At 66.2% G+C, this 26,731-nt stretch carries 26 protein-coding genes; 8 read left to right on the forward strand and 18 right to left on the reverse strand.

Annotated features, from left to right (window positions below):
• Window positions 1–180: 180 nt before the first annotated feature.
• The 9 genes from OIN59_RS04305 to OIN59_RS04345 all read right to left on the reverse strand — a co-directional run bounded on the left by OIN59_RS04305 (window position 181) and on the right by OIN59_RS04345 (window position 8,254).
• Entirely contained in the window at window positions 181–1,239 is a 1,059-nt protein-coding gene (locus OIN59_RS04305; RefSeq protein ID WP_274107439.1) for a serine/threonine protein kinase, read from the reverse strand.
• Between the two features lie 44 nt (window positions 1,240–1,283).
• A complete protein-coding gene (locus OIN59_RS04310) occupies window positions 1,284–2,378 on the reverse strand; it encodes a DUF2855 family protein (RefSeq protein WP_274107441.1) in 1,095 nt (364 codons plus the stop codon).
• An 81-nt stretch (window positions 2,379–2,459) separates the two neighbouring features.
• On the reverse strand, window positions 2,460–3,896 hold the full coding sequence (locus OIN59_RS04315) for a bifunctional serine/threonine-protein kinase/universal stress protein (protein ID WP_274107443.1): 1,437 nt from the start codon (window positions 3,894–3,896) through the stop codon (window positions 2,460–2,462).
• Window positions 3,893–4,651, reverse strand: coding sequence for a metallophosphoesterase family protein (locus tag OIN59_RS04320; protein WP_274107445.1), 759 nt, complete (start codon window positions 4,649–4,651; stop codon window positions 3,893–3,895). Before OIN59_RS04320 ends, OIN59_RS04315 begins: the two co-directional genes overlap by 4 nt.
• Window positions 4,652–4,784: 133 nt before the next feature.
• Complete coding sequence (locus OIN59_RS04325) at window positions 4,785–5,171, reverse strand: DUF1304 domain-containing protein (RefSeq protein ID WP_274107447.1); 387 nt, start codon at window positions 5,169–5,171, stop codon at window positions 4,785–4,787.
• A gap of 3 nt (window positions 5,172–5,174) precedes the next feature.
• Window positions 5,175–5,591 carry an organic hydroperoxide resistance protein gene (locus OIN59_RS04330; protein ID WP_274107449.1) on the reverse strand — a complete coding sequence of 139 codons (417 nt, stop codon included), beginning with the start codon at window positions 5,589–5,591 and terminating at the stop codon, window positions 5,175–5,177.
• A gap of 72 nt (window positions 5,592–5,663) precedes the next feature.
• Window positions 5,664–6,128, reverse strand: a complete 465-nt coding sequence (locus tag OIN59_RS04335) for a MarR family winged helix-turn-helix transcriptional regulator (RefSeq protein ID WP_274107451.1) — start codon at window positions 6,126–6,128, stop codon at window positions 5,664–5,666.
• Between the two features lie 255 nt (window positions 6,129–6,383).
• Complete coding sequence (locus OIN59_RS04340; RefSeq protein ID WP_274107453.1) at window positions 6,384–7,202, reverse strand: crotonase/enoyl-CoA hydratase family protein; 819 nt, start codon at window positions 7,200–7,202, stop codon at window positions 6,384–6,386.
• A gap of 203 nt (window positions 7,203–7,405) precedes the next feature.
• Window positions 7,406–8,254 (reverse strand): 3-hydroxybutyryl-CoA dehydrogenase, encoded by an 849-nt coding sequence (locus tag OIN59_RS04345; protein WP_274107455.1) that lies wholly within the window; start codon window positions 8,252–8,254, stop codon window positions 7,406–7,408.
• 246 nt (window positions 8,255–8,500) lie between these two features.
• Between OIN59_RS04345 and OIN59_RS04350 the strand changes: the two genes are divergently transcribed.
• Both OIN59_RS04350 and OIN59_RS04355 read left to right on the forward strand, forming a co-directional pair.
• Window positions 8,501–10,090, forward strand: a complete 1,590-nt coding sequence (locus OIN59_RS04350; protein WP_274107457.1) for a GMC family oxidoreductase — start codon at window positions 8,501–8,503, stop codon at window positions 10,088–10,090.
• 188 nt (window positions 10,091–10,278) lie between these two features.
• On the forward strand, window positions 10,279–11,016 hold the full coding sequence (locus OIN59_RS04355) for a hemerythrin domain-containing protein (protein ID WP_274107459.1): 738 nt from the start codon (window positions 10,279–10,281) through the stop codon (window positions 11,014–11,016).
• Window positions 11,017–11,182: 166 nt separating this feature from the next.
• Here the strand turns inward: OIN59_RS04355 and OIN59_RS04360 are convergent, their stop codons facing one another.
• The 3 genes from OIN59_RS04360 to OIN59_RS04370 are packed head-to-tail and all read right to left on the reverse strand — an operon-like array spanning window position 11,183 to window position 13,886.
• Window positions 11,183–12,535: a GAF domain-containing protein gene (locus OIN59_RS04360; protein WP_274107461.1), complete on the reverse strand. Its 1,353-nt coding sequence runs from the start codon at window positions 12,533–12,535 to the stop codon at window positions 11,183–11,185.
• On the reverse strand, window positions 12,532–13,038 hold the full coding sequence (locus OIN59_RS04365; RefSeq protein ID WP_274107463.1) for a hypothetical protein: 507 nt from the start codon (window positions 13,036–13,038) through the stop codon (window positions 12,532–12,534). The genes OIN59_RS04360 and OIN59_RS04365 overlap by 4 nt, the downstream gene beginning before the upstream one ends.
• Window positions 13,035–13,886 (reverse strand): ABC transporter permease, encoded by an 852-nt coding sequence (locus tag OIN59_RS04370; RefSeq protein WP_274107465.1) that lies wholly within the window; start codon window positions 13,884–13,886, stop codon window positions 13,035–13,037. Before OIN59_RS04370 ends, OIN59_RS04365 begins: the two co-directional genes overlap by 4 nt.
• Before the next feature lie 90 nt (window positions 13,887–13,976).
• Between OIN59_RS04370 and OIN59_RS04375 the strand changes: the two genes are divergently transcribed.
• The 6 genes from OIN59_RS04375 to cynS all read left to right on the forward strand — a co-directional run bounded on the left by OIN59_RS04375 (window position 13,977) and on the right by cynS (window position 19,730).
• On the forward strand, window positions 13,977–15,185 hold the full coding sequence (locus OIN59_RS04375) for a sensor histidine kinase (protein ID WP_274107467.1): 1,209 nt from the start codon (window positions 13,977–13,979) through the stop codon (window positions 15,183–15,185).
• On the forward strand, window positions 15,182–15,877 hold the full coding sequence (locus OIN59_RS04380; protein WP_274107469.1) for a response regulator: 696 nt from the start codon (window positions 15,182–15,184) through the stop codon (window positions 15,875–15,877). The genes OIN59_RS04375 and OIN59_RS04380 overlap by 4 nt, the downstream gene beginning before the upstream one ends.
• Window positions 15,878–16,023: 146 nt before the next feature.
• Window positions 16,024–17,430: a CmpA/NrtA family ABC transporter substrate-binding protein gene (locus tag OIN59_RS04385; RefSeq protein WP_274107471.1), complete on the forward strand. Its 1,407-nt coding sequence runs from the start codon at window positions 16,024–16,026 to the stop codon at window positions 17,428–17,430.
• A gap of 1 nt (window position 17,431) precedes the next feature.
• Window positions 17,432–18,301, forward strand: a complete 870-nt coding sequence (ntrB, locus tag OIN59_RS04390; RefSeq protein ID WP_274107473.1) for a nitrate ABC transporter permease — start codon at window positions 17,432–17,434, stop codon at window positions 18,299–18,301.
• Entirely contained in the window at window positions 18,291–19,175 is an 885-nt protein-coding gene (locus OIN59_RS04395; RefSeq protein WP_274107475.1) for an ABC transporter ATP-binding protein, read from the forward strand. Before ntrB ends, OIN59_RS04395 begins: the two co-directional genes overlap by 11 nt.
• Before the next feature lie 111 nt (window positions 19,176–19,286).
• Window positions 19,287–19,730: a cyanase gene (gene cynS, locus OIN59_RS04400; RefSeq protein WP_274107477.1), complete on the forward strand. Its 444-nt coding sequence runs from the start codon at window positions 19,287–19,289 to the stop codon at window positions 19,728–19,730.
• A 214-nt stretch (window positions 19,731–19,944) separates the two neighbouring features.
• Here cynS and OIN59_RS04405 read toward each other — a convergent pair whose 3' ends face one another.
• The 6 genes from OIN59_RS04405 to OIN59_RS04430 all read right to left on the reverse strand — a co-directional run bounded on the left by OIN59_RS04405 (window position 19,945) and on the right by OIN59_RS04430 (window position 26,651).
• Complete coding sequence (locus tag OIN59_RS04405; protein ID WP_274107479.1) at window positions 19,945–20,523, reverse strand: DUF3455 domain-containing protein; 579 nt, start codon at window positions 20,521–20,523, stop codon at window positions 19,945–19,947.
• A gap of 144 nt (window positions 20,524–20,667) precedes the next feature.
• Window positions 20,668–21,993, reverse strand: a complete 1,326-nt coding sequence (locus tag OIN59_RS04410) for an FAD-dependent oxidoreductase (RefSeq protein ID WP_274107481.1) — start codon at window positions 21,991–21,993, stop codon at window positions 20,668–20,670.
• Window positions 21,990–23,147, reverse strand: coding sequence for an acyl-CoA dehydrogenase family protein (locus OIN59_RS04415; protein WP_274107483.1), 1,158 nt, complete (start codon window positions 23,145–23,147; stop codon window positions 21,990–21,992). Before OIN59_RS04415 ends, OIN59_RS04410 begins: the two co-directional genes overlap by 4 nt.
• A gap of 44 nt (window positions 23,148–23,191) precedes the next feature.
• Window positions 23,192–23,761 (reverse strand): OsmC family protein, encoded by a 570-nt coding sequence (locus OIN59_RS04420; RefSeq protein ID WP_008905298.1) that lies wholly within the window; start codon window positions 23,759–23,761, stop codon window positions 23,192–23,194.
• Between the two features lie 87 nt (window positions 23,762–23,848).
• A complete protein-coding gene (locus OIN59_RS04425; RefSeq protein WP_274107489.1) occupies window positions 23,849–24,769 on the reverse strand; it encodes a sulfurtransferase in 921 nt (306 codons plus the stop codon).
• 235 nt (window positions 24,770–25,004) lie between these two features.
• Window positions 25,005–26,651: a sigma-54 interaction domain-containing protein gene (locus tag OIN59_RS04430; RefSeq protein WP_274107491.1), complete on the reverse strand. Its 1,647-nt coding sequence runs from the start codon at window positions 26,649–26,651 to the stop codon at window positions 25,005–25,007.
• Between the last annotated feature and the right edge of the window lie 80 nt (window positions 26,652–26,731).

The raw sequence follows: 26,731 nt of genomic DNA on the forward strand, positions 1-26,731 counted from the left end.
GTCTCTCGGGGATGGCGCCCCGTGCAAATCAACAAAACACCCCCGCCATTGGGGAGCGCTTTGATGTTGCCCGACATCTGCCTGCTGTGCGTGTGGGTTGACAATCGTTTGCAATAGTCGGGCCTGCGCTGGCAGGGCTTGTCCCCGCTCCGTTCACCTGCTCAGATCGTCAACACGTTCTCAGGCCACCAGCGGTTCTTCCTCCATGGCTTCGATCTGCTCGATCAGCATGTCTACCTGCCCGCGCCAGTAGTCGCTGGTGCCAAACCACGGAAAGTTCACCGGGAAGATCGGGTCCTGCCAGCGGCGCGCGAGCCAGGCGCTGTAGTGGATGAGGCGCAGCGTGCGCAGCGGTTCGATGAGTGCCAGTTCGCGGCGGTCAAAACTGCGGAACTGTTCGTAGCCGTCTATCAAGGCGCCGAGCTGGTGGGTGCGCTGGCGCCGGTCGCCCGACAGCAGCATCCACAGGTCCTGCACGGCCGGGCCCATGCGCGCATCGTCCAGGTCCACAAAATGCGGGCCGCCCCGGCCCCATTCGTCGAGCGGCGTCCACAGGATGTTGCCGGGGTGGCAGTCGCCATGCAGGCGGATGGGAGTGGCATCTTTTAAACCAAATCGGCCCGTAGCGCCTGTACCATCTGCGCGAGTAGCTATCAAATCGAGAGCTTTGTCGCATTGGGTCTTCCAGGTGGCCTGCATGTCGAGCGGAATGATCTCGTTCGTGAGCAGCCAGTCGCGCGACGCCGTGCCAAAGGTTTCCAGGTCCAGCGTCGGCCGGTGCACAAACGGCTGGGCCGCGCCCACGGTGTGGATGCGGGCCAGAAAGCGGCCGATCCATTCCAGCACTTCAAAGTCGTCCAGCTCGGGCTGGCGCCCGCCGCGCCAGGGGCTGACGGAGAACGCAAAACCGTCGTGCTGGTGCAAGGTGCTGCCGTTCAGCACCAGCGGGCCCACGGCGGGCACCTCGGCGGCCATCAGCTCGGCGGCAAAGGTGTGTTCTTCGAGGATCTGCGCCTCGCTCCAGCGGCCGGGTCGGTAGAACTTGGCCACTACACGCTCGCCGTCTTCCAGCGTGGCCTGGTATACCCGGTTTTCGTACGACGACAGGGCCATGAGGCGGCCATCGCCATACAGGCCCACGCTGGCCAGTGCGTCCAGCACCTGGTCGGGGGTGAGGCGGGCGTAGGGGTGTTGGTCGCTGGCAGCGTTGGCGGCGGTATCGGGGGGCAATGGGGTCATGCCCCATTGTCGCTGCCCGCCCTGCCTTCAGTTGCGCGGGGCCGTCAGCCCGGCAACAGCGTCGCGATATGCCCCGCGCGCGGATCACCGCTGCCCGCCAGCATGCTGGCGAACAGCGCCTGTGTGGCCTGGGGCCCCGCATAGTGTTGCACCACCAGCCAGGGCTGCGGCCCCGAAGAAACGGCGGCGCTGAACTGGTTCCAGGCCGCCACCAGGCGGTCGTTCAGGCCCTGTGCACCCCAGTCGGCGTGGCGCTTCTTGACCTGGGCAGGCGCAAAGAACATCACCGGGCGCGGGCCGGGTAACTGGCCTGCGCCGCCCAGGTCTTGCACATGGCTGGCGCCCACCGAGCAGCTGTAGGCCAGGCCCGTGAAGTGGGCGTGGATGCGCTGGCGCAGGCCCACGCTGCCTGCAAAATCGATGTAGACGCTGGGCGTGGCGCCGTCGATCTGGTCCAGTGCGTCGTAGGTGACCACGCGGCTGTAGCAGCCCAGGCTTTCGCAAAACGCCACATTGCCGGGCGAGGTGAGGCCGATGACCTCTATGCCTTCGCGTTGCGCGAGCTGGAAGGCCGTGCCGTAGGCGGTTTTGCTCGATGCGCTGGACAGCAGCATGCGCCGGGCGCCAAAGAACTGCTGGTCGGCCAGAAAGTCGTCGATGAGCCATGAGGTGATGAACAGCGGCCGCAGCAGCGCCTGCACGTCCTCGTTGTCGGCGCGGTACAGCCCGTCGGTGCTGGTGCGCAGGTAGTGGTTGTAGACCGCATGCAGGCCCGCGCGGTGGGCCGCGCCGTCACTGAAGCCCGTGGGGTTGACGCGCTGGGGCGACAGCACGGCCTGGCTGGCCATGGGCCAGTAGCCATACAGCCGCTCGCCCACCGCCACGGCCGGGTGCAGCGACTGGACCACGGTGCCAAAGCCCCACACGGGCACGATGCCCCAGCCGGCCTCGCCGGTGGGGAAGAACTGCCAGTAGTTCAGCATGTCGCCCAGCGCGGCATAGGTGATGTTGTTGGCTGTGAGGGCAAAGGACTCGACCCGCACGCGGACCTGGCCGTCGGCCAGCGGGGTGTCGTCGGTGGTCAACAGGCGGGTGGTGGCCAACTGGTCCTGGCGTACGAGAAGGGTGGTGGTGCTCATGCCGCCACGCTAAACCAAAGCGGGCTCGTGCTCAAGCAGGGCGCGCCACCTGAGCGACAGGCGCGTTGCGTGCCGGAGTGCTCAGTCGGCCGTGGGCTGGGCCAGTTGCTCGAACGGCAGCGCCTGCTTGACCAGGATGACGGTGCAGGGCGCATCGCGTGCCACGCGCATGGGCACCGTGGCAAAAAAGCGCTGTGTCTGCAGCCCGTGCGTGGCGGCGCCGACGATCATCATGCTCACGTGGTTGCTGGCCGCATAGCGCACCAGCGCGTGGGCCACGTCGCCCGATTCGAGCACGTGGTAGCTCACGGCATGTCCGGTCAGGTCCAACCCCTGGGCCCACTGGCGCAGGCGGGCCATGTGCTGGCGGTGCAGCGTGGTTTCGCTGCGCTCGCTGTCGCTGGTGCTGCTGGCGCCGGGCGACACCACCGTCACGCAGGCCAGCCGCGCGCCGGGGCGGATGCCCAGTGAGCGCGCCACCGCCTGGCGCAGCGAATACAGCGTGGCGTCCGTCACGTCGGCATGGGGCACGGCGACCATGAGGATGGGCGTGTCTTCGATCTGCGCCGATGGCAGCGGGCTGGGGGTGTAGTGCATGCCCGCTGCACGCAGCCAGCGCTTGAAGTGTGTGCGCAGCGGGGTGCGCTCGGTGCGCTCGCCGCGTTCGGTGATAGGCACCTGCTCGGGGTGGGACAGGTCAAATGCCAAGTGGGCGGCTGAGGGGTAGCGGTGGGAGGCCTCGGCCTCCAGGCAGCGCAGGATGACCTCTTGCAGCCAAGGCGGGATGTCCGCCCGGTGTTTGCGCGGCGGCGCGGGTGTCATCCACAGGCGCTGGCGCATGCCGCCGCTGGTGGTGGGCGCGCCAAACGGCAGCTCGCCCGTGGCCAGTTCGTACAGCATCACGCCGATGGCAAAGATGTCGCTGCGCGGATCGCCGCGCACTCCCACCACCTGCTCGGGCGCGATCCACGCGGGCGAGCCCACGGCCTGGCGCATCTCCTCGGCCAGCAGGTCGGGGTAGTGGGCGTGGCACGAGAGGCCAAAGTCCAGCAACACGGCTGTGCCGTCGGCCTTGATGAGCACGTTGGCGGGTTTGAGGTCCAGGTGGCACACGTTCTGTTGGTGCAGGCTGTGCGCGGCGTGGGCCGTGGCCGCGCCCAGGCGGGCGATGGCGTCGATGTCGCAGCGCTCGGGCGCGTCCAGCCAATGCTGCAGCGTCTGGCCGGGGATGTATTCCATGACCAAGTAGGGCAGGCGCACCAGGTCGCCTGCCGCCACAAAACGCGGCACATGCGGGCCGCTGAGCACGGGCAGGATCTGCAGCTCGACCTCGAAGCTCACGATGTTCTCGGCCCCGTCGCCCGCCGTCATGCGCGGGATCTTCATCGCCATGGCAAAGCCGGGGCTGCGGTCTGCCTGCGCGTATTCCACGGCGTAGATGTGCGCCATGCCGCCCGCGTGGATGCAGTCCACCACGCGAAAACCGTCGATCTCGGTGCCGGGTTCGAGCAGTTTCATTGACCATGCTCCAGCCTGTCGGCATAAAACCCGGGCAGGCCCGCCGCGCGGATGGCGGCGGCGGCGGCCAGGTGGTCATACGGCACGCGGTAGAAGGTGATCTGCCGAGCCTGGTCATCGAACAGGGCGTACATGGCGCGCGCGTCGCCGTCGCGCGGCTGGCCCACCGAGCCCACGATGCCCAGCCATTGGCGGTGCGGCGGCACGGGCACGGGCACGCCGGGCTCGGGCGCAAAGCGCATGAGCTTGGCGGTGGGGGTGAGGAAGTACAGCACCTGCTCATGCACATGGCCGCAGAACACGTAGCGGATGGCGGGGTCGATGCCCTGGGCCGCCGTCATGCTGCGCTCGGCAGAGTTGGAGTCTTCGACATAGCGCCATTGCGCAGGCATATCGGCGCTGGCGTGGACCAGCAGCGCGCTGCTGCCCAGCCGTGCGGTGAGCGGCAGCGATTGCAAAAAGGCGATGTGGCTGTTGCCGAGCTGGTCGTGTGTCCACTGCGCGCCCAGCTCGCTGCGGTTGCGCGGGTTGGCGGGGGGGGCCAGGGCCATGGCGTCGTGGTTGCCCAGCACGCACAGGGCACCTTGCTGGGCCAGGTCCCGCACCTGCTCCACCACCGCCACGGGCTCGCCGCCGTAGCCCACCAGGTCGCCCAGCAGCGCGAACTGCTCGGCGCCCTGGGCGCGGGCGTGTTGCAGGCAGGCGGTGAGGGCCTGGCGGTTGGCGTGGATGTCGGACAGCAGGGCTATTTTCATGGGGTTGTCTCCAGCCCCATCATCGCTCGTGTCGCTGAATGCCAGCTTGCAGGCAGCAGCATCCGCACGCATTCAAAGCAAAATAGCTGCCAGCGCTTGTGGGTAAAGCGCTGGCAGCTATGGTTTTGATAGTTCAGAGGCTGCGCTGTGCGGCGGGCTTTTTGTCCAGCGCCAGCACCAGGCCCAGCGCAATGATCGCGGGCAGCGCCTGGCTGAAGAAGATCTTGGGCGCAGCGGTGGCGGCACCAAACACCCCGGCCACGATCACGCAGGTCAGGAAGAAGATCTTGAACACCCGGTTGCCTGTGAACAGCCCCCAGAACAGGCCGGCCGCCAGAAAACCGTTGTACAGCCCCTGGTTGGCCGCCAGCGTGGTGGTGGCGTCCGCAAACTCCTGGGTCAGGTTGAACGTCTTCATCCCCAGCGGCTTGTTCCAAAAGAACATTTCGAGCACGAGGATGTACGCATGCTCGATGGCCACCAGGGCCACCGCGATGCGGGGAAGCAACTGGCGGCCCATGGCTTACACCAGCGTGATGGTCACGTCGATGTTGCCGCGCGTGGCGTTGGAGTAGGGGCAGACCTGGTGGGCTGCGTCCACCAGCTTCTGCGCCGTTTCCTTGTCCAGGCCGGGCAGGCTGATGTTCAGGCGCGCGGCGATGCCGTAGGCGTTCGGGATGGGCCCCAGGTCCACTTCGGCGTCGATGGACACGTCTTGTGGCACGGGGATGCCGATCTTGCCGCCCACAGCCTTCATGGCGCCGATAAAGCAGGCTGCGTAGCCGGAGGCAAACAGCTGCTCGGGGTTGGTGCCGGTGCCGGAGGTGCCGGGCGAGGACAGCTTGACTTCCAGGCGGCCGTCATCGGTCTTGGCGGCGCCATCGCGGCCACCGGTCACGTGCGACTTGGCGGTGTACAGGACTTTTTCGAGTGTGGTCATGGTGTCTTCCTTGCGGTTGTTGCCCACTGGCGGGCGGTGGAGGGAATCGGTTTTTGTGTTGTCTGCAGGCCGTCAGCGTTGCTGGCTGAGCCGGTCCCGCAGCTGCTTGAGTTCGGTGGTCAGGGCCGTCAGTTCGGCTATCGAGCACTGGCTGCTTTGCAGCACACATTGCGGGATGGCCTCGGCCTGGGTGCGCAGTGTGCGGCCCTCAGCGGTGAGGGTGATGCGCACACGGCGCTCGTCCTGCACATCGCGCAGCCGGGCAATGTGGCCCTGCACCTCCAGGCGCTTGAGCAGCGGCGTGAGCGTGCCGGAGTCGAGGAACAGGCGCTCGCCCAGCTCGGACACCGTGACGCCGTCCTGCTCCCACAACACCAGCATCACGAGGTACTGCGGGTAGGTCAGGCCGATGCGGTCGAGCAGCGGCTTGTACAGCTTGGTCATCGCCAGCGATGCGGAATACAGCGCGAAGCAGACCTGGTTGTCCAGCCGCAGGGCGGCGGGGCTGGGGGTGTGGGGCGTGCTGTGGCTGGGCATGGGGTGAATTGTGGATGTAAATTAAATTGTGTGCAATTGAATTGTGAAAAACTTTGTTAATGCGTGGGATTGGAGCGATGGGCGGGCAGTGCTGCGCCATCGGTGCTACACGGGGGCGCAGCGCAAGCGTGCTCGGAAGGACGCCGCTCCTGCTGCTTGGTAGGTTTGCTATAGATATATGAGCTGCTGGCGCATATGGGGCATGCGCTAGCGGCTGTTTTTGCTCAAAATGCGGTGGCAATGACTGCCACGTCCTCACCGCCCGCTGAACTGTGCGGGCCGGCGCTCGACAAACGCGCGCACGCCTTCGGCCGCGTCCTCGCTGTTGGCCAGCGCTTTCTGCACCGGGATGAAGTCCGCCACCGCCGCCGCCTGGCCCTGCTCGATGGCCTTGAGCACATTCAGGCGCGTGGCGACCACCGCGCGCGGCGCCTGGGCGGCAATGCGCTGGGCAATGGCCAGGGCTTCGTCCAGTTCCTGGCCCGCAGGCACCACTTTTTGCACAAAGTTCAGCCGGTACGCCTCGGCGCTGCCGAACTCGTCGGCCGTCAGCAGGTGCAGCAGCGCATTGCCCGTGCCCGCGCGCTCGGCCATGCGCAGCGTGGCGCCGCCGGTGGCCATGATGCCGCGCTGTACCTCCATCTGCGAAAAGCGGCAGTTGTCGGCCGCCACCACGATGTCGGCACCCAGCATCAGTTCGATGCCCACGGTAAAGCAAATGCCCTTCACCGCTACCACCATCGGCTTGGTGCGGCGGCGGTAGCCAGGCAGGCCGTAGTCATGTGGCTCCACCAGGCCTTCGGGGACGGCCTTCTCGCCGCGCTGCATGTAGGCACTCACTGCAGGCAGGTCCAGCCCGGCCGTGAAATGGTCACCCATGGCGTGCAGCACGCCCGCGCGCAGGTCGGGGTCGTCATCAAGGCGGGTGTAGGCCTCGGCCAACTGGCGGAACATGGGGGGCGTCCAGCCGTTGCGCTTGGCCGGGCGGTTGATGCCGATCAGCAGCACGTGGCCGAGCACCAGGGTGTCAATGCAGCCCTCGGGCGGGGGCGTGTTGGACGTGAAGGTGGGCATGGTGTTGTGTCTCCTTGCCCATGATTGAAAACGTATTCAGTCGTGCACTCCGTCTCAAGCGGGACAGCACATGCGCGCAGGTCTTCCATGCGTCGGCGGCCTCAACCACCGACGCAGCGCCCTGCCAGTGCCCCCGCGCAAGGGCCGCCCCGCCGCGCTGGGGGCGTCCCCTCGGGGGGAAGGCGCGAAGCGCCTCAGGGGGGTCAATAGCTATACACGCCCTGGCCCGTCTTGCGGCCCAGGCGGCCTGCGGCCACCATTTCTTTCAGCAGCGGGCAGGGGCGGTACTTGCTGTCGCCAAACTCGGTCAGGTACACGTCCATCACGGCCAGGCACACATCCAGGCCGATCATGTCGGCCAGTGCCAGCGGGCCAATGGGCTGGTTGCAGCCCAGCTTCATGCCGGCGTCGATGTCCTCGGGTGTGGCCAGGCCTTCGGCCAGCACGAAGAAGGCCTCGTTGATCATGGGCACCAGGATGCGGTTGACCACAAAGCCGGGCGCGTTCTTCACGGTGATGGGGCTCTTGCCCAGCGCCTCGGCCAGGGCCTTCACGGCGTCGTGTGTGGCGTCGCTGGTCTGCAGGCCGCGGATGATCTCCACCAGCGCCATCATGGGCACGGGGTTGAAGAAGTGCATGCCGATAAAGCGGTCGGCGCGGCTGGTGGCGGCGGCCAGCTTGGTGATGGAGATGGACGAGGTGTTCGATGCGATCAGCACCTCGGGTGCCACCAGCGCATCCACCTGCTTCAAGATCTTGAGCTTGAGTTCGTAGTTTTCGGTGGCGGCCTCGATCACGAGCTGCGCGGCCTTCAGGTCGTCGTAGCTGGTGGAGGTCTTGATGCGCGCCAAGGCGGCGTCCTTGTCGGCGGCGCTGATCTTTTCCTTCTTGATCAGGCGGTCCAGGCTGCCAGCCACGGTGGCCAGGCCTTTTTGCACTGCAGCATCCGAGATATCGACCATCACCACGTTGATGCCCGACACCGCGCACGCCTGCGCAATGCCGTTGCCCATGGTGCCTGCGCCGATGATGCCTACGGTCTGAATCGTCATATAGAGAGCCCTCTTCAAAGTGAAACGAATGGGCAAGATGGTAAAGCGAATCGCACGACCGTTCGGTTATCGTGGCCCAGCGCGGCTCACAAGACTCTTCGGGCGCCATTGCTGCGCCCTGTCTTACGACCCGTACGACCTGCGGCATTGCGCCGGGCCAGAACCGCCTGGCTCAGTTGTGTGAGCCGCTCTCTTTACTCGACATAACCAACCCGCCACACAGCATGGCGGAGGAGACAGGACAACATGTTCGACTACATCGTCATTGGTGGCGGCTCTGCAGGCTCCGTACTGGCTGGCCGCCTGTCCGAAGACCCCGCAGTGCGCGTCTGCCTGCTGGAGGCGGGGCCCGCAGACAAAAGCGTGCTCATCCACTGCCCCGCAGGGCTGGCCGTGATGGCCAAGTTCGAGCTGAACGGCTGGGGCTTCAACACCACACCGCAGGCTGCGCTCAACCATCGGTGCGGCTACCAGCCACGCGGCAAGGTGCTGGGGGGCTCCAGCTCGATCAACGCCATGGTCTACATCCGGGGCCAACATACCGACTATGACCACTGGGCCGCGCAGGGCAACCCGGGCTGGGGTTGGGAGGATGTGAAACCCTACTTTCTGCGTGCCGAGCACAACGAGCGCGGCGCCGATGCCTGGCACGGCCAGGGGGGCCCCTTCAACGTGGCGGACCTGCGCTCGCCCAATCGCTTCAGCCAATACTTCACTGACGCGGGTGTGCAAGCCGGGCATCCGTACAACGCCGACTTCAATGGCGCCACCCAAGAGGGTGTAGGCCCTTACCAGGTCACGCACAAGAACGGCGAGCGGCACAGCGCTGCCAAGGGCTACCTCACGCCACATCTTGCGCGACCCAACCTGCAGGTCATCACCGGTGCGCATGCCACGCGCATCCTGTTCGACGGCAAGCGTGCCGTAGGCGTGGAATACCGCCAAGGCGGCACGCTGCATCAGGTGAAGGCCCGCCGCGAGGTGCTGCTGAGCGCGGGCGCGCTGCTGTCGCCGCAGCTGCTGATGTTGTCGGGCGTGGGGCCGGGTTCGCAGCTGCAGCAACACGGCATCCCGGTGCTGCACGACCTGCCGGGGGTGGGCGCGCATCTGCACGATCACCCTGATGTGGTGCAGGTGCTGGATGCGCCCGAACTCAAGGACCTGTTCGGCTTGTCGCTTTCGGGCATGGCGCAGACACTGCGCGGCATGGCCGAATGGCGCAAGCACCGCACCGGCATGTTGACCACCAACTTCGCCGAGGCGGGGGGCTTCATCAAGAGCGACCCGTCCGAGCCCGCGCCCGACCTGCAACTGCACTTTGTGATTGGCAAGCTGGTGGACCACGGGCGCAAGACCGTGTTTGGCCACGGCTACTCGGCCCACGTGTGCCTGCTGCAGCCCAAGAGCCGGGGGGCGGTCACGCTGGCAAGCCGTGACCCGATGGCCCTGCCGCTGGTAGATCCGAACTTCCTCTCGGACCCGGACGACATGGCTCGCATGGTGCGTGGCTTTCAGCGCACGCGCGAGATTCTGGCGCAGCCCGCGCTGGCGAAGTTCGGCGCCAAAGAGCTGGCAGTCTCGGCCAACGCGCGCACGGATGCCGAGATCGAGCAGTTCATTCGCCAGTACGCCGACACCATCTACCACCCCGTGGGCAGTTGCCGTATGGGCCCTGGGCCTCTGGATGTGGTGGACGCCCAGCTGCGTGTGCACGGCCTGTCGGGCCTGCGCGTGGTGGACGCATCGATCATGCCGCGCATCGTGAGCGGCAACACCAACGCGCCCACGGTGATGATTGCGGAAAAAGCGGTGGACTTGCTGCGCACAGCCGCGTGAACGATTTCACGTTTAGCGCGCAGAACGTGATTTTTAAGGTTTTTGAAGGGTCTGTTTAAGGAGTTTTTAACAGGCAAAAACGTGGCGCGTTTCTAGACTTCTTGGCATGGAAACGGGTGCATGGTGCACCCGGCCCGGCGCTATCAAAAAGGCGCTGAAAGAGCCCACCGAGGCCACGAAAGAACGTGATGAAGATTGATGCCCGCGAAATTGCCGTATTGACCCAAGCCCAACCCACAGCCCCCCGCATGGACATGTACGCCAGCATCCACAAGGCACTGCGCGCCTTCATGGCCGACACGCTGCTGGGCCTCGGCCGCATGGATGTAGAGGAAGACCTGGAGTTTGCCCAGACCTGCGACCGTGTGATGCAGCTGCTGGACCTGTGCCGCGCGCACCTGCACCACGAGAACCAGTTTGTGCACGCCGCCATGGAGGCGCGCCAGCCTGGCTCCAGCCAGTCCATTGCGGGCGAACATGTCGAGCACGAACAGGCCATCACGGCCTTGGCAGACGGCGTGAACCACCTGATGGCCTGCGCCAAGCCCGCACGCCCGGCCGCCACCTTGGCCCTGTACCGCCAGCTGGCCTTGTTCGTGGCACACAACTTCGAGCACATGCACGAGGAAGAGACCGCGCACAACCGCGTGCTCTGGCAGTGCTACACCGACGCGGAACTGGCGGGCGTGCACGACGCGCTGGTGGCCTCGATCCCGCCGCACGAAATGATGGTGGTGGCCCGCTGGATGGTGCCCTACATGTCACCCGCAGAGCGCACGGCCATGCTGTCGGACATGAAGCAACATGCGCCTGCCCCTGTGCTGGCAGCGGTGCTGGCGCAAGTGCAGCCGCACCTCACGCAGCCCGAGTGGACCAAGCTCATGCGCAGCCTGGGCCTGCCGGTGGTGCCAGGCCTGGTGCAATAAGAAGGTGTGAACGAACCCGCCATGCCCGCTCATCCCGCCAAAACACACCCGTTCGTCGTTACAAATGCTCGCCATAGCCCGAGCTATGGCTGCGCTTTGTGTCTCGATCGGGCGCGTTTTGACGGCCTGCTCGGGCACGCCGGATTCATTCACACCTTCTGAGGCGTCAGGCGTCTTCCAGCACCACGGGGCGCAGCACGCACAGCCGAAAGCGCCCGCGCCCCGTCTTTTCGATGTGGATGTGTGGGCAGTTCTCCTGCAGGCGGCGGTGCAACAAAAGCAGGCGGGCCTCCAGGTTGTCGGCCACATCGGGTAGGCGCAGGGCGGGGTCCAGCCGCAGTTCGCGGTTGGTGAAGTCCACGCGCCCGGTGTGCTGGTGGTCGCGCAGCAGCTTCCACACGATGGCGCCCGCCACGCCCTTGATCAGGTAGTCGTCGTTGATGAACACGCTGTCGTTGGCCGCAAAGTGGCGCACCCGCAGCGCGCTGCCGCTCACCGGTGGTGCCGCCGTGGGGGCGGGCAGGGGCTCGGTCACATCGGGCGCCGCCTGCAGCAGGTCGATGGCGGCGGCCAGCTGGCCTGCAATGGCCACCAGCAGGTCTTCATCCTCGAAGCCAAAGCGCATGTCCTCGGGGCTCTCGGCAAACAGCACGCCCAGCAGGCGCCCGGCCGACAGCAGGGGCACCGCCACCTGGCTGTGGGGCTCAGGCAGGCCGGGGTAGGGGATGTCCAGCCCGCGCAGCGGGGGCGCATCCGGTGCGGCATGCGCGTCCATGCTCTCGCGGATGGCATGGCTGTACAGCGCAGCGTGCGTCATGTGGCTGATGCGCACCGGCGTGCGCTCGCGCGCAGCCATACCGATCACGCCCTGTCCCAGCCGGATTTCTGAACCCACGCCCGACGTGGCATAGCCGCAGCTGGCCACCGTGTAGAGCTGCTGGGCGCTGGCGTCCAGCATCAGCACCATGGCGTGCTGGATGCCCAGCTTGTCCTGCAGGCCCTGCAGCGCGCCTTGCAGCAATTCGTCCAGCCCCGAGCAGCGCGCGATGCCTTCGCTGCACAAGCGCAGCGTGTGCAGCAGCCCGGAGCGTGGTGCCGGTGCCGGCAGGCCTTCACCCGCCACCGATTCGATGTGCTCCACGGCGTAGATGTCGGCCCCCTTGAGTTCAAACACCTCGGCCATGCCCGCATGCGACGCAATGCCCGCCAACTGCGCGCGCATGCTCTCGAACACCGGGCCGCTGTCCTCGGTGTGTTCGTACAGCAGGTGCAGCCGGTAGAAATGGGCGGTGAGCGGGTCTAGCACCAGCACCGACGCACGTGGGTTGCGCAGGATGTTCTGGCGGGTCTTGTTGAAGAACTGGAACGACAGCGCCACACGCGCTGCATCCACATAGACCACCTGCGAGATGTAGGCCACGTTGGGTGTGCCGTCAGGGTCGCAGGTGGCCATGATGGCGGGAATTGCGCCCTCCAGGCAGGGGCGGATACTGTGCAGGGAAGGCGCTGCAGTGCTCATGGCAGTGAAACGGTTGGCGTGGGTGGTGCACACAACTCCGCGCCTGCGCGTGGCCCCGGCGTCTGGTCGAACGCGCTGGTGGGGGTGAAGGTCACCGCCACCACATCCTGCAGCGGCGCCGCCAGCATGGCGCCCACATACTGCGGGCCATAGCCGACCCGGCCCACCTCCTGCACCATGGACTGCAGGTAGGCCTGCAACACCGGCAGGTCGCCATCAGTGGCAGGGCGCTGCGTGGCCCGGCGGGCCTTGACCTGCAGCGTCTGGTGGGTGGACGGCACGCTGAACACCACGGCAATCTCTCCGGTGTGCGCAATGTCTTGCAGCAACTGCCCGGACTGGCTGCGCCGCAGGTACACGGTGACTTCTTGCCCATCGGCGCTGATGTGGCTGCCCACGGCCCGCATGATGCTCGGGCGCAGGTCTGCGTCGCGCGACGCGACGATGGCCGACACGCCCTTGGCCACCATGGCGATGTGGTCTGGGTCCAGCACCACGGTCATGCCTTGAAGCGCTTGCGGGTCAGCGCCAGCGCCACCCAGAACGCCACCGCCGTGGTCACCACCAGCACCAGGCCATGGCGCCATGGGTGGGCGGGCCACTGGTCCATGAACAGCGGTCGCACCAGCTCGACGGCGTTGGTCAACGGCAGCCAGTCGGAGATGGCGCGCACGATGGGCGGCAGTTGCTCGCGTGGAAAGAACACCCCCGAGAGAAACATCATGGGCGTGAGCACCAGCGTGAAGTAGTAGGTGAAGAAGTCATACCCCTTGGCCAGCGCATTGAAGATGAGTGCGATGCTGGAGAACATCACCCCCACAAACAGCAGCACCGGCCAAGCCACCAGCAGCTTGGGACTGTGGCTGATGCCTAGCGCCAGCATCACGCCCAGGATGGCGGTGACGGTGAAGAGGGCCTTGAACGCCGCCCACAGCATTTCGGCCAGCACCACATCGTCCAGGCTGATGGGGGCATTCATGATGCCGTCCCAGGTCTTTTGCACATGCATGCGCGAGAAGGCGGAGTACAGCGCCTCAAAGCTCGCTGCGTTCATGGCGCTCATGCAGATGGACCCGCTGGCCAGGAACAGGATGTAGGGCACCCTGGTATCGCCCGCCGCGCCGCCCACATTCACCTGCCCCACCAGGGCCCCCATGCCGTAGCCAAAGGCCACCAGCCACATCAGCGGCTCGGCAATGTTGCCCACCAGGCTGGGGATGGCCAGCTTGCGCCAGACCAGCAGGTTGCGCATGAACACGGGCCACCAACGCACGGACAGGCTGGGAAGGCGCCATACCGACGGCGGCGGCGGGGCCACGGCGGCCACGGAGGGCGGGGTAACGGTTTGCATCCGCTTATTGTGCGATGTTGGCGGGCGGGCGCACAGCCCTTGATGCGCAGTTGACCGTCACCTGGGCACGGCCATTGCTTGGGTGCCCCTATGCCCACCCATGTCCTGAACCTGCCTGCCGGTGCCAGTGCCCTCTGGCAGAACCGCCTGGGGTTGCTGCTGGAGTCCACGGGCGAGGGGGTGTTCGGCATCGACCTGGCGGGCAACTGCGTGTTTATCAACCGGGCGGGCGCGCAGATGCTGGGTTTTGCAGCCGAGGAGGTGATGGGGCGCAACATGCACGCGCTCACCCACCACAGCCACCCCGACGGCAGCCCCTATGCCGACAGTGACTGCCCCATCTTCAACGCGTTCCGCCAGGGCCTGCCCTGCCGGGTAGACACCGAGGTGTTCTGGCGCCGCGATGGTTCGGCGTTTGCCGTGGAGTATTCGAGCCACCCCATCCTGGAAGGCGACCAGGTGCAGGGCGCCGTGATTGCTTTTGTCGACATCACCAGCCGCAAGCGTGCCGCCGATGAGCTGCAGCGCGCGCACGATGAACTGGCCCGCGCCAATGACGAGCTGGAGCGCCGCGTGGCCGCCCGCACGCACGAGCTGTCGCAGGCGCTGGCGCAGCTGCGGGAGCTGTCGGCCTATTCAGAGCAGGTGCGCGAGGACGAGCGCACGCGCATCGCCCGCGAAGTGCACGACGAGCTGGGTAGCCTGCTGGTGGCGCTGAAGATGGATGTGAACTGGCTGCACAAGCGCCTGGGCGAGCAGGGCGAGCGCACGCCCGAGGCCGCGGGCGACATGCGCACCCAGATGCGCTGCAAATGCCAGAACATGAGCCGCCTGATCGAAAACGCGGTAGACAACGTGGGCCGCATCATCACCGACCTGCGCCCCAGCATCCTGGACCACCAGGGTCTGTGGGCGGCGCTGGAGTGGCAGGCACAGGAGTTCGTGCAGTCGGCCGAGCTGGAGCTTGCGTGGCAGATGGAGGTGCCCGCCACCCTGCACCTGCCAGAGCCTGCGGCCATCGCCGTGTTCCGCATCTTCCAGGAGATGCTGAGCAATGTGGGCCGCCACGCGCAGGCCAGCGCCATCGACATTGCCATCGATGTGCACGACGAGATGCTGCAACTGCGTGTGCGCGACAACGGCGTGGGCGCCACGCGCCAGGCCCTGGAGGCGCCCACCGCCTATGGCGTGATGGGCATGCGCGAGCGGGCGCGGCAGCTTGGGGGCCGGTTGAGCATCACCAGCGAGCCGGGGCAGGGCTCGTGCCTGCAATTGCTGATTCCTCTGGAGCTGTCATGAATTCCGTGGTTCGGGTATTGATCGGTGATGACCACCGCATCGTGCGGGAGGGGCTCAAGCAGGTGCTGGGCGATCCGGCCAATGGCATGCCCGAGATCACCGTGGTGGCCGAGGCCACGCAGGGCAGCGAGGTGCTGGAGCTGGTCGCTGCCCTGCAAGGCCCCCCGGGAACACCGGGGCTGGACCTGGTGCTGCTGGACATCGCCATGCCGGGCATGGATGGCCTCGAAGTGCTGCAGGCGCTGCGCAAGGCATGGCCTGCGCTGCCGGTGCTGATGCTCAGCACCTACCCCGAGCGGCAATACGCGGTGCGCTGCATCCAGATGGGCGCGGCGGGCTACCTGCACAAAAGCGCCGACCCCGACGACATGGTGGCCGCCGTGCGCAAGGTGGCTGCGGGCGGGCGCTATCTGACCGAAGCCACGGCATTGGCGCTGGCGGGGGCTGTGGAGCGCACCGGGGTGGTGCGCACTGCCCAGCAGGGAACGCCCGCTGGGGTGGACGCGCTCTCCTATCGGGAGCACCAGGTATTTCGCCTGCTCACCGCCGGGCAGAGCGTGAGCGAAATTGGTGCGCAGCTCAAGCTCGCTCCCAACACGGTGAGCACCTACCGCGCTCGCATCCTCGAAAAGACCGGCGCGCGCAACGATGTGGAGCTGGCGCTGCTGGCGCGCGGAACGCCTGCAGAGTGATTTGAGGGTGTTGCTCGCCTGATTTGTAGTGCTGCCCCTACACGTTGTAGACACAACACCCGCGAATTCATGACAGCGGGCCGACACCGGCAAAAACTGGCCCGCGCTTTGCGTAATGCCTAGCACCAACTTCTTCGAGGTGTGCCATGTCCGAATTCTTCTCGCCCTACGATGCCGACCGCCCGTTGATGCTGAAATGCAGCTGTGGCCGCGACCACACGGTGGCCGACCACCACGCCGAGGTGTCGGCCGATGCCGCCGCAGCCACTCTGCGCCAGCGCAGCGAGACCCGTGAGTTCGAGCTCTACAGCAACGAGTTCATCGAGGCCACGCTGGTCAAGGCGCTGTTTCCGCAAGACGCGGTGCGCCGCCGCTTCATCAAGGCGGTGGGCAAGGGCACGGCCATGGCAGCCATTGCCAGCGTGCTGCCCGTGGCCAGCATGCAGGCCATGGCGCAAGAGAAACAAGGCGCGCTAGAGAAGACCAATCTCAAGATCGGCTTCATCCCGATCACCTGCGCCACGCCGCTGATCATGGCGCACCCGCTGGGCTTCTACAGCAAGCAGGGCCTGAACGTGGAGGTGACCAAGACGGCGGGCTGGGCGCTGATCCGCGACAAGATGATCAACAAGGAGTACGACGCCACACACTTCCTGTCGCCCATGCCGCTGGCGATCTCGATGGGCCTGGGCTCGAACGCCACGCCCATGAACGTGGCCACCATTCAGAACGTGAACGGCCAGGCCATCACGCTCGCCCTGAAGCACAAGGACAACCGCGACCCCAAGAACTGGAAGGGCTTCAAGTTCGCGATTCCCTTCGAGTACAGCATGCACAACTTCCTGCTGCGCTACTACCTGGCCGAGGCGGGGCTGAACCCCGACACTGACGTGCAACTGCGCGTGGTGCCACCGGCCGAGATGGTGGCCAACCTGCGCGCGGGCAATATCGACGGCTTTCTCGGCCCCGATCCGTTCAACCAGCGCGCCGTGTTCGAGGAGGTCGGCTTCATCCACCTGCTGACCAAGGACCTGTGGAACGGCCACCCCTGCTGCGCCTTTGGCACCAGCACCGAGTTCATCCAGAAGAACCCCAACACCTTCGCCGCGCTGTACCGCGCCGTGCTCACCTCGGCTGCGATGGCGCGCGACCCCAAGAACCGCGAACTGATCGCCAAAGTGATCGCACCCCAGGCCTACCTGAACCAGCCCGAGGCGGTGCTCAACCAGGTGCTCACCGGCAAGTTTGCCGACGGCCTGGGCAAGATCCAGAATGTGCCCGACCGCGCGGACTTTGATCCCATGCCGTGGCAGAGCATGGCTGTGTGGATGCTCACGCAGATGCAGCGCTGGGGCTACATCAAGGGCGATGTGGACTACAAGCAGATCGCCGAAAAGGTGTTCCTCATCACCGATGCGAAAAAGCAGATGAAGGCACTGGACCAGAAGGTGCCCGAGGGCGCGTACCCCAAGTTCAAGATCATGGGGCGCGAATTCGATGCTGCCAAGGCGAGCGAGTACGCCAAGAGCTTCCCCATTCGGAAAGTCGCGTGATATGGGCACGACCAAGAACCTCAACCTGCGCGCGGGCCTGTTGTCCGTGCTCATCTTCCTGGCCCTGCTGGGCATCTGGTACATCGCCACGGCGTCGTCTGGTGCGGCCACCAGCACGGCGGGCATGACGGCGGAGCAGATCGAGTACGCCAAGATGATGGGCAAGGACCCGGGCGCCAGCGCCAAGGGCAGCGGCTTCCCCTCACTGGCAGAGATGGGCCGTACCGTGTGGGGGCACGTGTCCAACCCGTTTTATGACAACGGCCCCAACGACAAGGGCATCGCCATCCAGCTGGCGCATTCGCTGGGCCGTGTGGCGCTGGGCTTCGGCCTGGCCTGCCTGGTGGCGATACCGCTGGGCTTCATCATCGGCATGTCGCCGCTGCTGCGCCGTGCGTTCGACCCGTTCATTCAGGTGCTCAAGCCCATCAGCCCGCTGGCGTGGATGCCGCTCGCGCTCTACACCATCAAGGACTCGTCGATCTCGGGCATCTTCGTCATATTCATCTGCTCGGTCTGGCCCATGCTGGTCAACACGGCGTTTGGTGTGGCGTCGGTCAAGCGCGAGTGGCTCAACGTATCGGCCACGCTGCAGGTCAACCCGCTGCGCAAGGCCTTCCTGGTGATCTTGCCCGCCGCAGCGCCCACCATCCTCACGGGCATGCGCATCAGCATGGGCATCGCGTGGCTGGTGATCGTGGCTGCCGAGATGCTGGTGGGCGGCACGGGGATTGGCTACTTCGTGTGGAACGAGTGGAACAACCTGTCGCTCACCAACGTGATCTTTGCCATCCTGGTGATTGGCGTGGTGGGCATGTTGCTCGACCTGGTCTTCGGCCAGCTGCAGAAGGTGGTGACCTATGTGGAGTGATGTCGCCCAGCGCCCGGCTGTTCCAGCCCCTCTTGCCACTGATGCCACTGACGCCCCGCAACGAAAGGCCTCTGCCGTGACCCAAGGCTTCCTCCAGATCGACCGGCTGAGCAAAGCCTTTGTGCTCGCCAAGCCCGTGTTTGCTGATGTGTCGTTCACGCTCGACAAGGGCGAGTTCGTCTGCATCATCGGCCACTCGGGCTGCGGCAAGACCACCATCCTCAACGTGCTGGCGGGGCTGGACACCGCCACCTCGGGCACCGTCATCATGGACGGGCGCGAAGTGGCTGGCCCCAGTCTGGACCGGGGCGTGGTGTTCCAGAGCCACGCGCTCATGCCGTGGCTCACGGTGCGCCAGAACATCGCGTTTGCCGTGAAGTCGCGCTGGCCCGACTGGAAGAAGGCCCAGGTCGATGCGCATGTGGAGAAGTTCGTGGCGCTGGTGGGCCTGAGCCCTGCCATCGACAAAAAGCCTTCGCAACTCTCAGGCGGCATGAAACAGCGCGTGGGCATTGCGCGCGCGTTCTCCATCCAGCCCAAGATGTTGCTGCTGGATGAGCCCTTCGGCGCGCTCGATGCGCTCACGCGCGGCACCATCCAGGACGAGTTGATGGCCATCGTGCGCCAGACGCAGCAGACGGTGTTCATGATCACCCACGACGTGGACGAAGCCATCCTGCTGGCCGACCGCATCCTGCTCATGAGCAACGGCAATGAGACAGCCGACGGCTATCGCCCCGGCGGCATCGCCGAGGTGGTGGTGAACCCGCTGCCGCGCGAACGCACGCGCACTAGCCTGCACCACCTGGACGGCTACTACGCGCTGCGCAACCACATCGTGGACTTTCTCGTCACCCGAGCCAAAGCCCACTGATTTCCTGAATAGCCCAGCACTGTCGTGTTGCCCCTTGGGGGGCAGGGAGTGCTGCACCCTGAAGTTTCTGTTCCCTGTTCCAAAACCCATCCAACCGAAGGAGCCATCACCATGAACCGCAACGACGTTACCGAAAAGATCATCAGCACCAAGGTCGCCAAGGGCCTGCAATGGGAGGCCATTGCCAAGAAGGTCGGCCAGTCTAAGGAATGGACCACGGCCCTGTGCCTGGGCCAGATGACCGCCACAGCCGAACAGGCCAAGGTGCTGAGCAAGATCTTCGGCCTCACGGCCGAGGAGCAGAAGTGGCTGCAAGTGGTGCCTTACAAGGGCTCGCTGCCCACGCCCGTGCCCACCGACCCGCTGATCTACCGCTGGTACGAGGTGGTGAGCGTGTACGGAACCACCATCAAGGAGCTGATCCACGAGGAGTTTGGCGATGGCATCATGAGCGCCATCGACTTCAGCATGGACATCCAGCGCGAAGCCAATCCCAATGGCGACCGCGTGAATGTGGTCCTGTCCGGCAAGTTCCTGCCCTATAAGCAGTATTAACCCCCTGAGGCGCTTTGCGCCTTCCCCCTTTCTCTCAAATTGCTGCGCAATTTGGGAAGGGGGACACCGCCAGCGCGGCGGGACGGCCCTTGCGCGGCGGTCGCTGACATGGGCTGTGCGGGTGCGTCGGCCACGCGTCTCGCACAGTCCCGCCGTTCGAATGCAAGGTTTACCGGCAACACGCACGTCTGCTGGGGCCGGTCGGGCATGAGGCCTACGCCGCCTTCCAGAAGATGTAGTCGGCCTGGTACTTCACGATCTGGCGCTCGCCCTTGTTGGCCATGGTGCAGGCGGCCGCAGGGGCTACGCCGCCCTTCAAAGCCACGCGTTGGATGAAGGTGACGCCCGTCAGGGCGCCCGTGCCCATGGCGGGGTTGGCCTTGACCAACTGGTAGGGCAGGTTGCCCGTGCCCGAGGGCGCCACGGCGAGCTGTGTGGCGGTCAGCTTGGAGCCATCGTTGGATTCCCAGGTGGCGGGTGGTCCGTAATACGTGCCCACGGGCTTGCCGCTGCGGTCGTTCAGCGCGGCCTTGGGGCCCACAAACACCCATTCGGTCTGGCCGGGCATGTTGGTCTTGTCGCGGCATTCGTAGGTGATCTCGCCCACGCCCACGGTTTCCATGGCGACCTTGTTGCCTGCAGGCACCTTGATGGCGTCGGGCAGGCTGTCTTGCGAATACATGGATTGGGAGGGCGGCGACATCATCGAGCCGCAGGCGGTCAGCAACACAGCGGCGGCAACCGCGCCGGTCAAGGGGATCAGGCGGTGGATGGTGGACGGGGTGGTGGTCATGGCGTTTCTCTCTGTGTCGATGGGTTGAAAAGGCAGCAGCCACTTGCGTTGCTGCTATCTATGACTACTCACCAAAACGCCGGTTGGATTCAGCCGGGTGCAAAAATTTTTCGCGACCCGGCTTGGGGCGCTGAACCCCCTTTGTCAATGAAGCGTCAGCGGCCGGGTGGTGGTCTTCACCCGCACCACCGCAGCCCGGTGCTCGTAGGGGCTGGCCTTCTGGCCCAGTACGGCAGCCGCCAGGGTGCGCGCCTGCCGGGCAATCGGTTCGATGTACCGGCTGCATTGCCCGTCGATGCTGATGCAGTCGCCCAGCGCATGGATGCCGGGCACGCTGGTCTGCAGCGTGTCTGCACTCACCGCAATGCCGTGGGCCCAATCGAGCCCTGCACTCTGTGCCAGGCGGAGGGGTGGCAACAGGCCCGCGGCCACCACCACTTCGTCGGCCGCAAAACGTTGCCCGCTGGTGGTGGTGACGCGGTAGCGTGACCCCACGCGCTCTACCTGTTGCACCTGCAGACCGCCCGCAAAGCGGATGGACAGATCTTTCCAGGCGTCGAGCAGCTGCGGCCCCGCCTGCTGGTCGTGCCAGCGCGCCAGCGGTTCGGCGGCCGTGTCCAGCAGTGTGATGCGGTGCCCGCCCAGCGCCAGGTCGTTGGCCAGCTCACTGCCGATCAGACCCGCGCCGATGATGAGTACGTCCTTGGGTTGGTCGCTCAGGTGCTGGCGCAGGCGCTGGTAGGCGTCCAGGTGGTTGATGCGCCAGCACAGGCTGGCGGGCAAGCCCGGCGGCAAGGCAGCCTGCGCACCGTGGGCCAGTACCAGGTGGCCATAGCGCAGCGTGCCCCGGGTGGTGCGCAGCTGGCGCGTGTCGGCGCAGATGCGCACGGCGTGGGTGTGGGCCAGCAAGGTGACGCCCAGGCGCTGTGCTGCCGCGTTGCCGGTTTCGGACACCAGGGCCGATGGGGCCAGCTGGCGCGCCATGGCCACCGACAGCAAAGGCTTGTCGTACCGGTCGCCCGCGCAGGCCGTCACCAGGGTGATGGGCAGCGTGGCGCTGTGCTGGCGCAGGGTTTCGGCCAGTTGCCAGCCTGCGCGGCCTGCGCCGACGATGACCACGCCCGGCTCGCCACGCACGCGGATGGAGGCGGCTGGCGCTGCGCTGGCCTGCGCCCGCAATGCCTCGAGCGTGGGGGCTTCGTACAGCGAAAAATCGGCCTTGGTCACGCCGCACAGCGGGCACGCCCAGTCGTCGGGAATGTCCGCCAGCCGCGTGCCGGGCGGCAGGCCGCCGTCGGGGTCGCCGTCGGCCTCGTGGTAGATGTAGCCACAAGCGTTGCAGATGTAGCTCTGCCAGGGCGCCTGGGCCGCCGCGTCGGTAAACGCATCGCACAGCGCCTGCGAGGTGACGCTCAACGCAAACCCGGACACCGGCGGCGTGGTCGTGGCGGTGGTGATGGCAGACGTCATGCAGGCATCTCCTCGGTGCTGAGCCGGGCGATCTCCTTGCGCAGGTGCTTGATGGCGGGCGTGACGATGGCCACAAAGTGCGACTCGCGCACGCGCCGCTGCACGTCCGAGCTCATCAGGTAGCCGCGCGCACCCTGGTGCATCAGGGCGGACTGGGCGGCGCGCAGGCACAGCTCCGCGCCGTGGGCACGGGCGTCCAGCACGTCAATGAAGAAATCAGTGCTTGTGTCGAACGGGGTCTGGGCCAGTTGCATGACGCGTGCGGTCAGTGCATCCAGCTCGGCCTGCAGCGCGTCGGGCCGGTCTTCCAGGAACTGGTTGACATGGCCCAGTTGAGCCTCCACCGCCCACATCGAGTCGATGGCGCCCTGGGTGATGCCCACCGCCATGCCACATTGCAGCATCACAAACGCAGCGCGGATGCGGGCGATGAAAGGCCGGGTAGGGTCGGCCATGGTGTCGGCCGTGCCGATGAAATGGTCCTTGAGCCGCAGCGCATAGGTGCCCGTGCCCTCCATGGCGGAGAAGCTGGGGCATTCGCGCATCTCCACGCCCGGTGCGTCGCAGCGCAGCAGGAACATCACCTCGCGCTGGCTGGCCGCACCGTCGGCCTCCACCACCGCCGCAATCGCGCCGCAGTAGTGGTCGGGCCCCAGGTTGCTCACCCAGGGCAGGGTGCCGTTGACGAGGTAGCCGCCCTCCACCGGCGTGGCCTTGAGCAGCAGGCTTTCGATCTGCGCATAGCTCTTCATGGGGTTGGACAGCGCCGTGCCGCCCATGCCTGCGCCGCTGGCGTGGCGCTGCAGCACATCGCCCATCAGCGTGGGGTTGCCCGACTGCTGCAGGTACAGCCCACACACCGCCTGGCACCACATCATGAAGCCGGTGGCGCCGCACACGCGCGAGGCCTCAGCCATGGCGCGGATGGCCAGGCCGTAGTCGGCCGGGCCGGCGGTGCTGTCCAGGTGTGCACTCATCGCGCCCACGGCGGCCAGCTGCTGCAGCTCCGCGCAGGGGTAGTAGCCGGTGCGGTCAATCGCCTCCACCTGCGCGGCCAGCGGGCCCTGGGCAATCTCGCGCACGGCGGCCAGCAGCGCATCGCCCCGCAGGGCGCCGTCCAGGTGGAGTTGGGGAGGGAGGTCGGCGGGGTTCATGGGGCTCCTTGGGTGCGCGGGGCGGGGTCGATAGCGGTGGGCTTTTAGTCCGCCAGGCTGATCTCGAAAGGAATGGGGTTGCGCATGCTGTTCGCCACCGGCGAGTAGAAGTTGGCGTGCTGCACGATCTCGTCCAGTACCTCGCGCGGTGCATCGCCCTCCACCAGCACCTTCACGCGGATCGCCTGAAAGCCCATCTCCGGCGGCGTCTTCTGCAATGCGCCACCCGCACCCCAGGCGGCGGGGTTACCGATGTCGCCTTCCATGAAGACCTCGATCTTGCTGAGCTTGACCTGCTTCCAGGTGGCCACGGCCGTGATGCCCACGGCCAGGCAGCCGCCCAGGCCCGACAGCACGATCTCGCCGGGCGCAGGCGCCGTGTCCTGACCGAACAGGTGCAGGGGCTCGTCCACCACCACCGGCGCATGGTTGCCCACATAGCTCAGCGAGCGGTACTGCCCCTCCATCACCGTGTGGACCTTGTTGGTGCCCCGGCTGGCGGGGTTGTTGCGGCCCTTGTCGGCAAAGGCCATCAGCCCGTCGCGGTCGATGGGGCGCAGGTGCGTGTGCACGGTGGTGACGGGGGCAGAGGGTTCCAGCAGATCGGTGGACATGGTGTTCCTTGGAGAAAGAGAAGGGAATGCAAAAAAAGAAGGACAGGGTTCGCAGCGGGCCACGCCCGCTGCAACAACGCACGGGGCTCAGGCCGCCAGTGCCAGCGCAGGCTTTTTGGGGAACTTGACCAGCGGCAGCCCGCTTTCGATCGGCAACTTGTCGTCGCGCGACCATTCGTTCCACGAGCCGAAGTACATGCGCACATCGGCAAAGCCCGCCTGCTTGAGCGCCAGGAAGGTGTTGGACGCGCGTGCGCCCTTGAAGCAATACAGGTACACCGTGTCCGCAGGGCTGATACCCGCCGTGGCGCATTCGGCGCGCACTTCGTCGGGCGACTTGAAGACGGGGCCTTGGGGCGAGGGCTTCATGAAGCGGTACCACTCCAGCCACTTGGCACCCGGCAGGCGGCCCTTGCGCGGCGCAAAGTCTTTGCCGTACGGGCTGGAGCTGTCGCCAATCCACTCGTCCACGTCGCGCACGTCCAGCAGCACGGTGTCGGTGCCCAGGGCCTCGATCACGTCCTCTTTGGTCAGCATCACATCGGTGGTGGTTAATTGGGTGGGGAAGATGGCGGGCGTGGGCACCACGGCTTCGGTGGAGATGGGCAGCTCGGCGGCCTTCCAGGCCGAGTAGCCGCCATTGAGCACCTTGACCCTGGGATAGCCCAGCCAGGTCAGCAGGTAGTAGCCCCGGCAGGATTGGCCGTAGCCGCTGTTGAGCGCATCCTCATAGAACACGGCCGTCTCCGCGCCCGACAGGCCGATGGCGCCCAGGTGCGCGGCAAAGGTGTCTTTCAGCTCCTGCAGGCCTTGGGGCGTGGAGGTGGCGAGATAGGTGAAGGTCTCGCGCAGGTTCACCGCGCCGGGGATGTGCCCTAGGGCATAGGTGTCAGCGTCGCGGGTGTCGATCAGCACCACAGGCTCTGCGGCTTGCAGGGCTTGCAGGGCTTGCAGTTGGGTGGGCGAGATGAGGACGGCGTCGGAGGCAGAGGCGGTCACGGTGCTCATGGGGAAACCTTTCGATGCGGTGGTGGGCGGGATGCCTGCCTCCCTTATCGCAACAGGTGTGCCAGAGCGCTTTGTATTGGTTGGATTTGAATAGAAATGGCCAGTAGCGCAAGTGGAATATGCGCTGTTAGCTATCAATTTGGTAGTGAGTGGCGTGCGACCATGTGTGGGTGGCCTGCATGGAGCAGACCGCGCCAGACACTGTGTCTACAAATTGTCGACACAGTGTCTGGTGTCACTTCAACCCCGCCTTGCGCAGCCGGTAGCTGAACTGCCGCAACGTCAGCCCCAGGCTTTGCGCGGCGCGCGACTGGTTGCCGTGGTGCTCGGCCAGTGCTGCCTGCAGCACCAACACGCTGTGCGACTGGGCGGGCGCGTAGTCACGCACCAGCGGCGCCGGGGCAGTGGCAGGCCGTGTTGCTGCCCCGATGGCAGCAGGGAGCGGTGGTGCGGGAGGCGAAGGCAAAGGCACGGACGCAGCAGGTAGAAACCGGTCCAGCTCCGCCCGCGCCACCAGCGTGTCGTTGGCCAGCAGCACCAGCCGCTCGATCACATTGCCCAGCTCGCGGATGTTGCCGGGCCAGGGGTGTTCTTCCAGCCGCGCCAGCGCGTCGGGCGACAGGTTCACGTTGCGCTGGTGTGCCTGGTTGGCACGGCTCACAAAGTGCAGCGCCAGCGCGCGGATGTCCTCGCGCCGCTCGGCCAGCGAGGGCAGGCGGATAGGGATGACGTTCAGGCGGTAGTACAGGTCCTGCCGAAAGTGGCCAAGCTCCACCTCCTGCGCCAGGTCGCGGTTGGTGGCCGCCACCAGGCGCACGTTGACCTTGACCTCGCGCTGCCCGCCCAGCCGCACCAGCGTGCCCTCTTGCAGCGTGCGCAGCAGCTTGGACTGCATGGCCAGCGGCAACTCGCCGATTTCGTCGAGAAAGATGGTGCCGCTGTCGGCCTGCTCGAACCAGCCCGCGCGGGCAGTGCTGGCGCCGGTGAATGCGCCTTTCTCGTAGCCAAACAGTTCGGATTCGAACAGCGCGTCCGGAATGGCCGAGCAGTTGACCTTGATGAAGGGCCGGTCGCGCCGCCCGCTGGCCAGGTGCACGGCGCGTGCGAACAGCTCCTTGCCCGTGCCCGATTGGCCCAGCAGCAGCACGGTGGCCTGGGTTTGCGACACGCGCTCCAGCTCGCTCAAGGCCTGCAGCAGCGGTGGCGAGCTGCCAATGAGCCCGTAGCGCGCGCTTTTGGTGTTGAGCGCATTGGCCAGCACGGCGTTGCGTGCCTGGAGTTGCCGCGTCTGCTCAGCCACCAGGGCTTCCAGCTGCAGCAGTTGCCCCACCAGGGTGGCCAGCACACGCAGCACGGCCAGGTCGTCGTTCAGGTGGCGCTGGCGGCTGCGGATGCGGTGGCAGGCCAGCACGCCGATGGGAGCGTTGTTGACCTCGATGGGCAGGGCGATGAAGGCCACCGTCTCGGGCGGCAGCTGGCTGCGCTCCACCGCGCGTGCCAGAAACAGCGGTTCGGCATCGATGTCCTGCACGATGGCAGGCTGCCCCGTCGCCAGCACGCGGCCTGTGATGCCTTCTCCCCAGGCGTACCGCCCGCGCTGCACCTCGGCCTGGGTGAGTCCGTACGCATGCTGGATGGAGGCGGTGCGTGGCGCACCGGCTGGGGATGAGGGAGCGTCGTCCACCAGCACGATGCGCCCCCGGTTCAGGCCCAGCAGCTCGCTCATCAGGTGCAGCATCTCGCGCAGCACCAGGCCGGGCGCCAGGCTGCGGCCGATGAGGCGCATCACCTCGCGCATCAGCAGCAGCTCCTGGGCGTGCCAGTCGGTGGGGCTGTGCGGGCGGGCCGTGCTGGAGGGGGAAGGCGGGGGCGGTGAGGGCATGCCAAGAGCGATTGCAAGTTCTGCGCCCAGGTGCATTAAAGTCGCCAGCGTTCTGCCTTATCCCGATATTTCTCTTTTCT

Source organism: Acidovorax benzenivorans, assembly GCF_028680575.1.
Lineage (GTDB): Bacteria > Pseudomonadota > Gammaproteobacteria > Burkholderiales > Burkholderiaceae_C > Acidovorax > Acidovorax benzenivorans.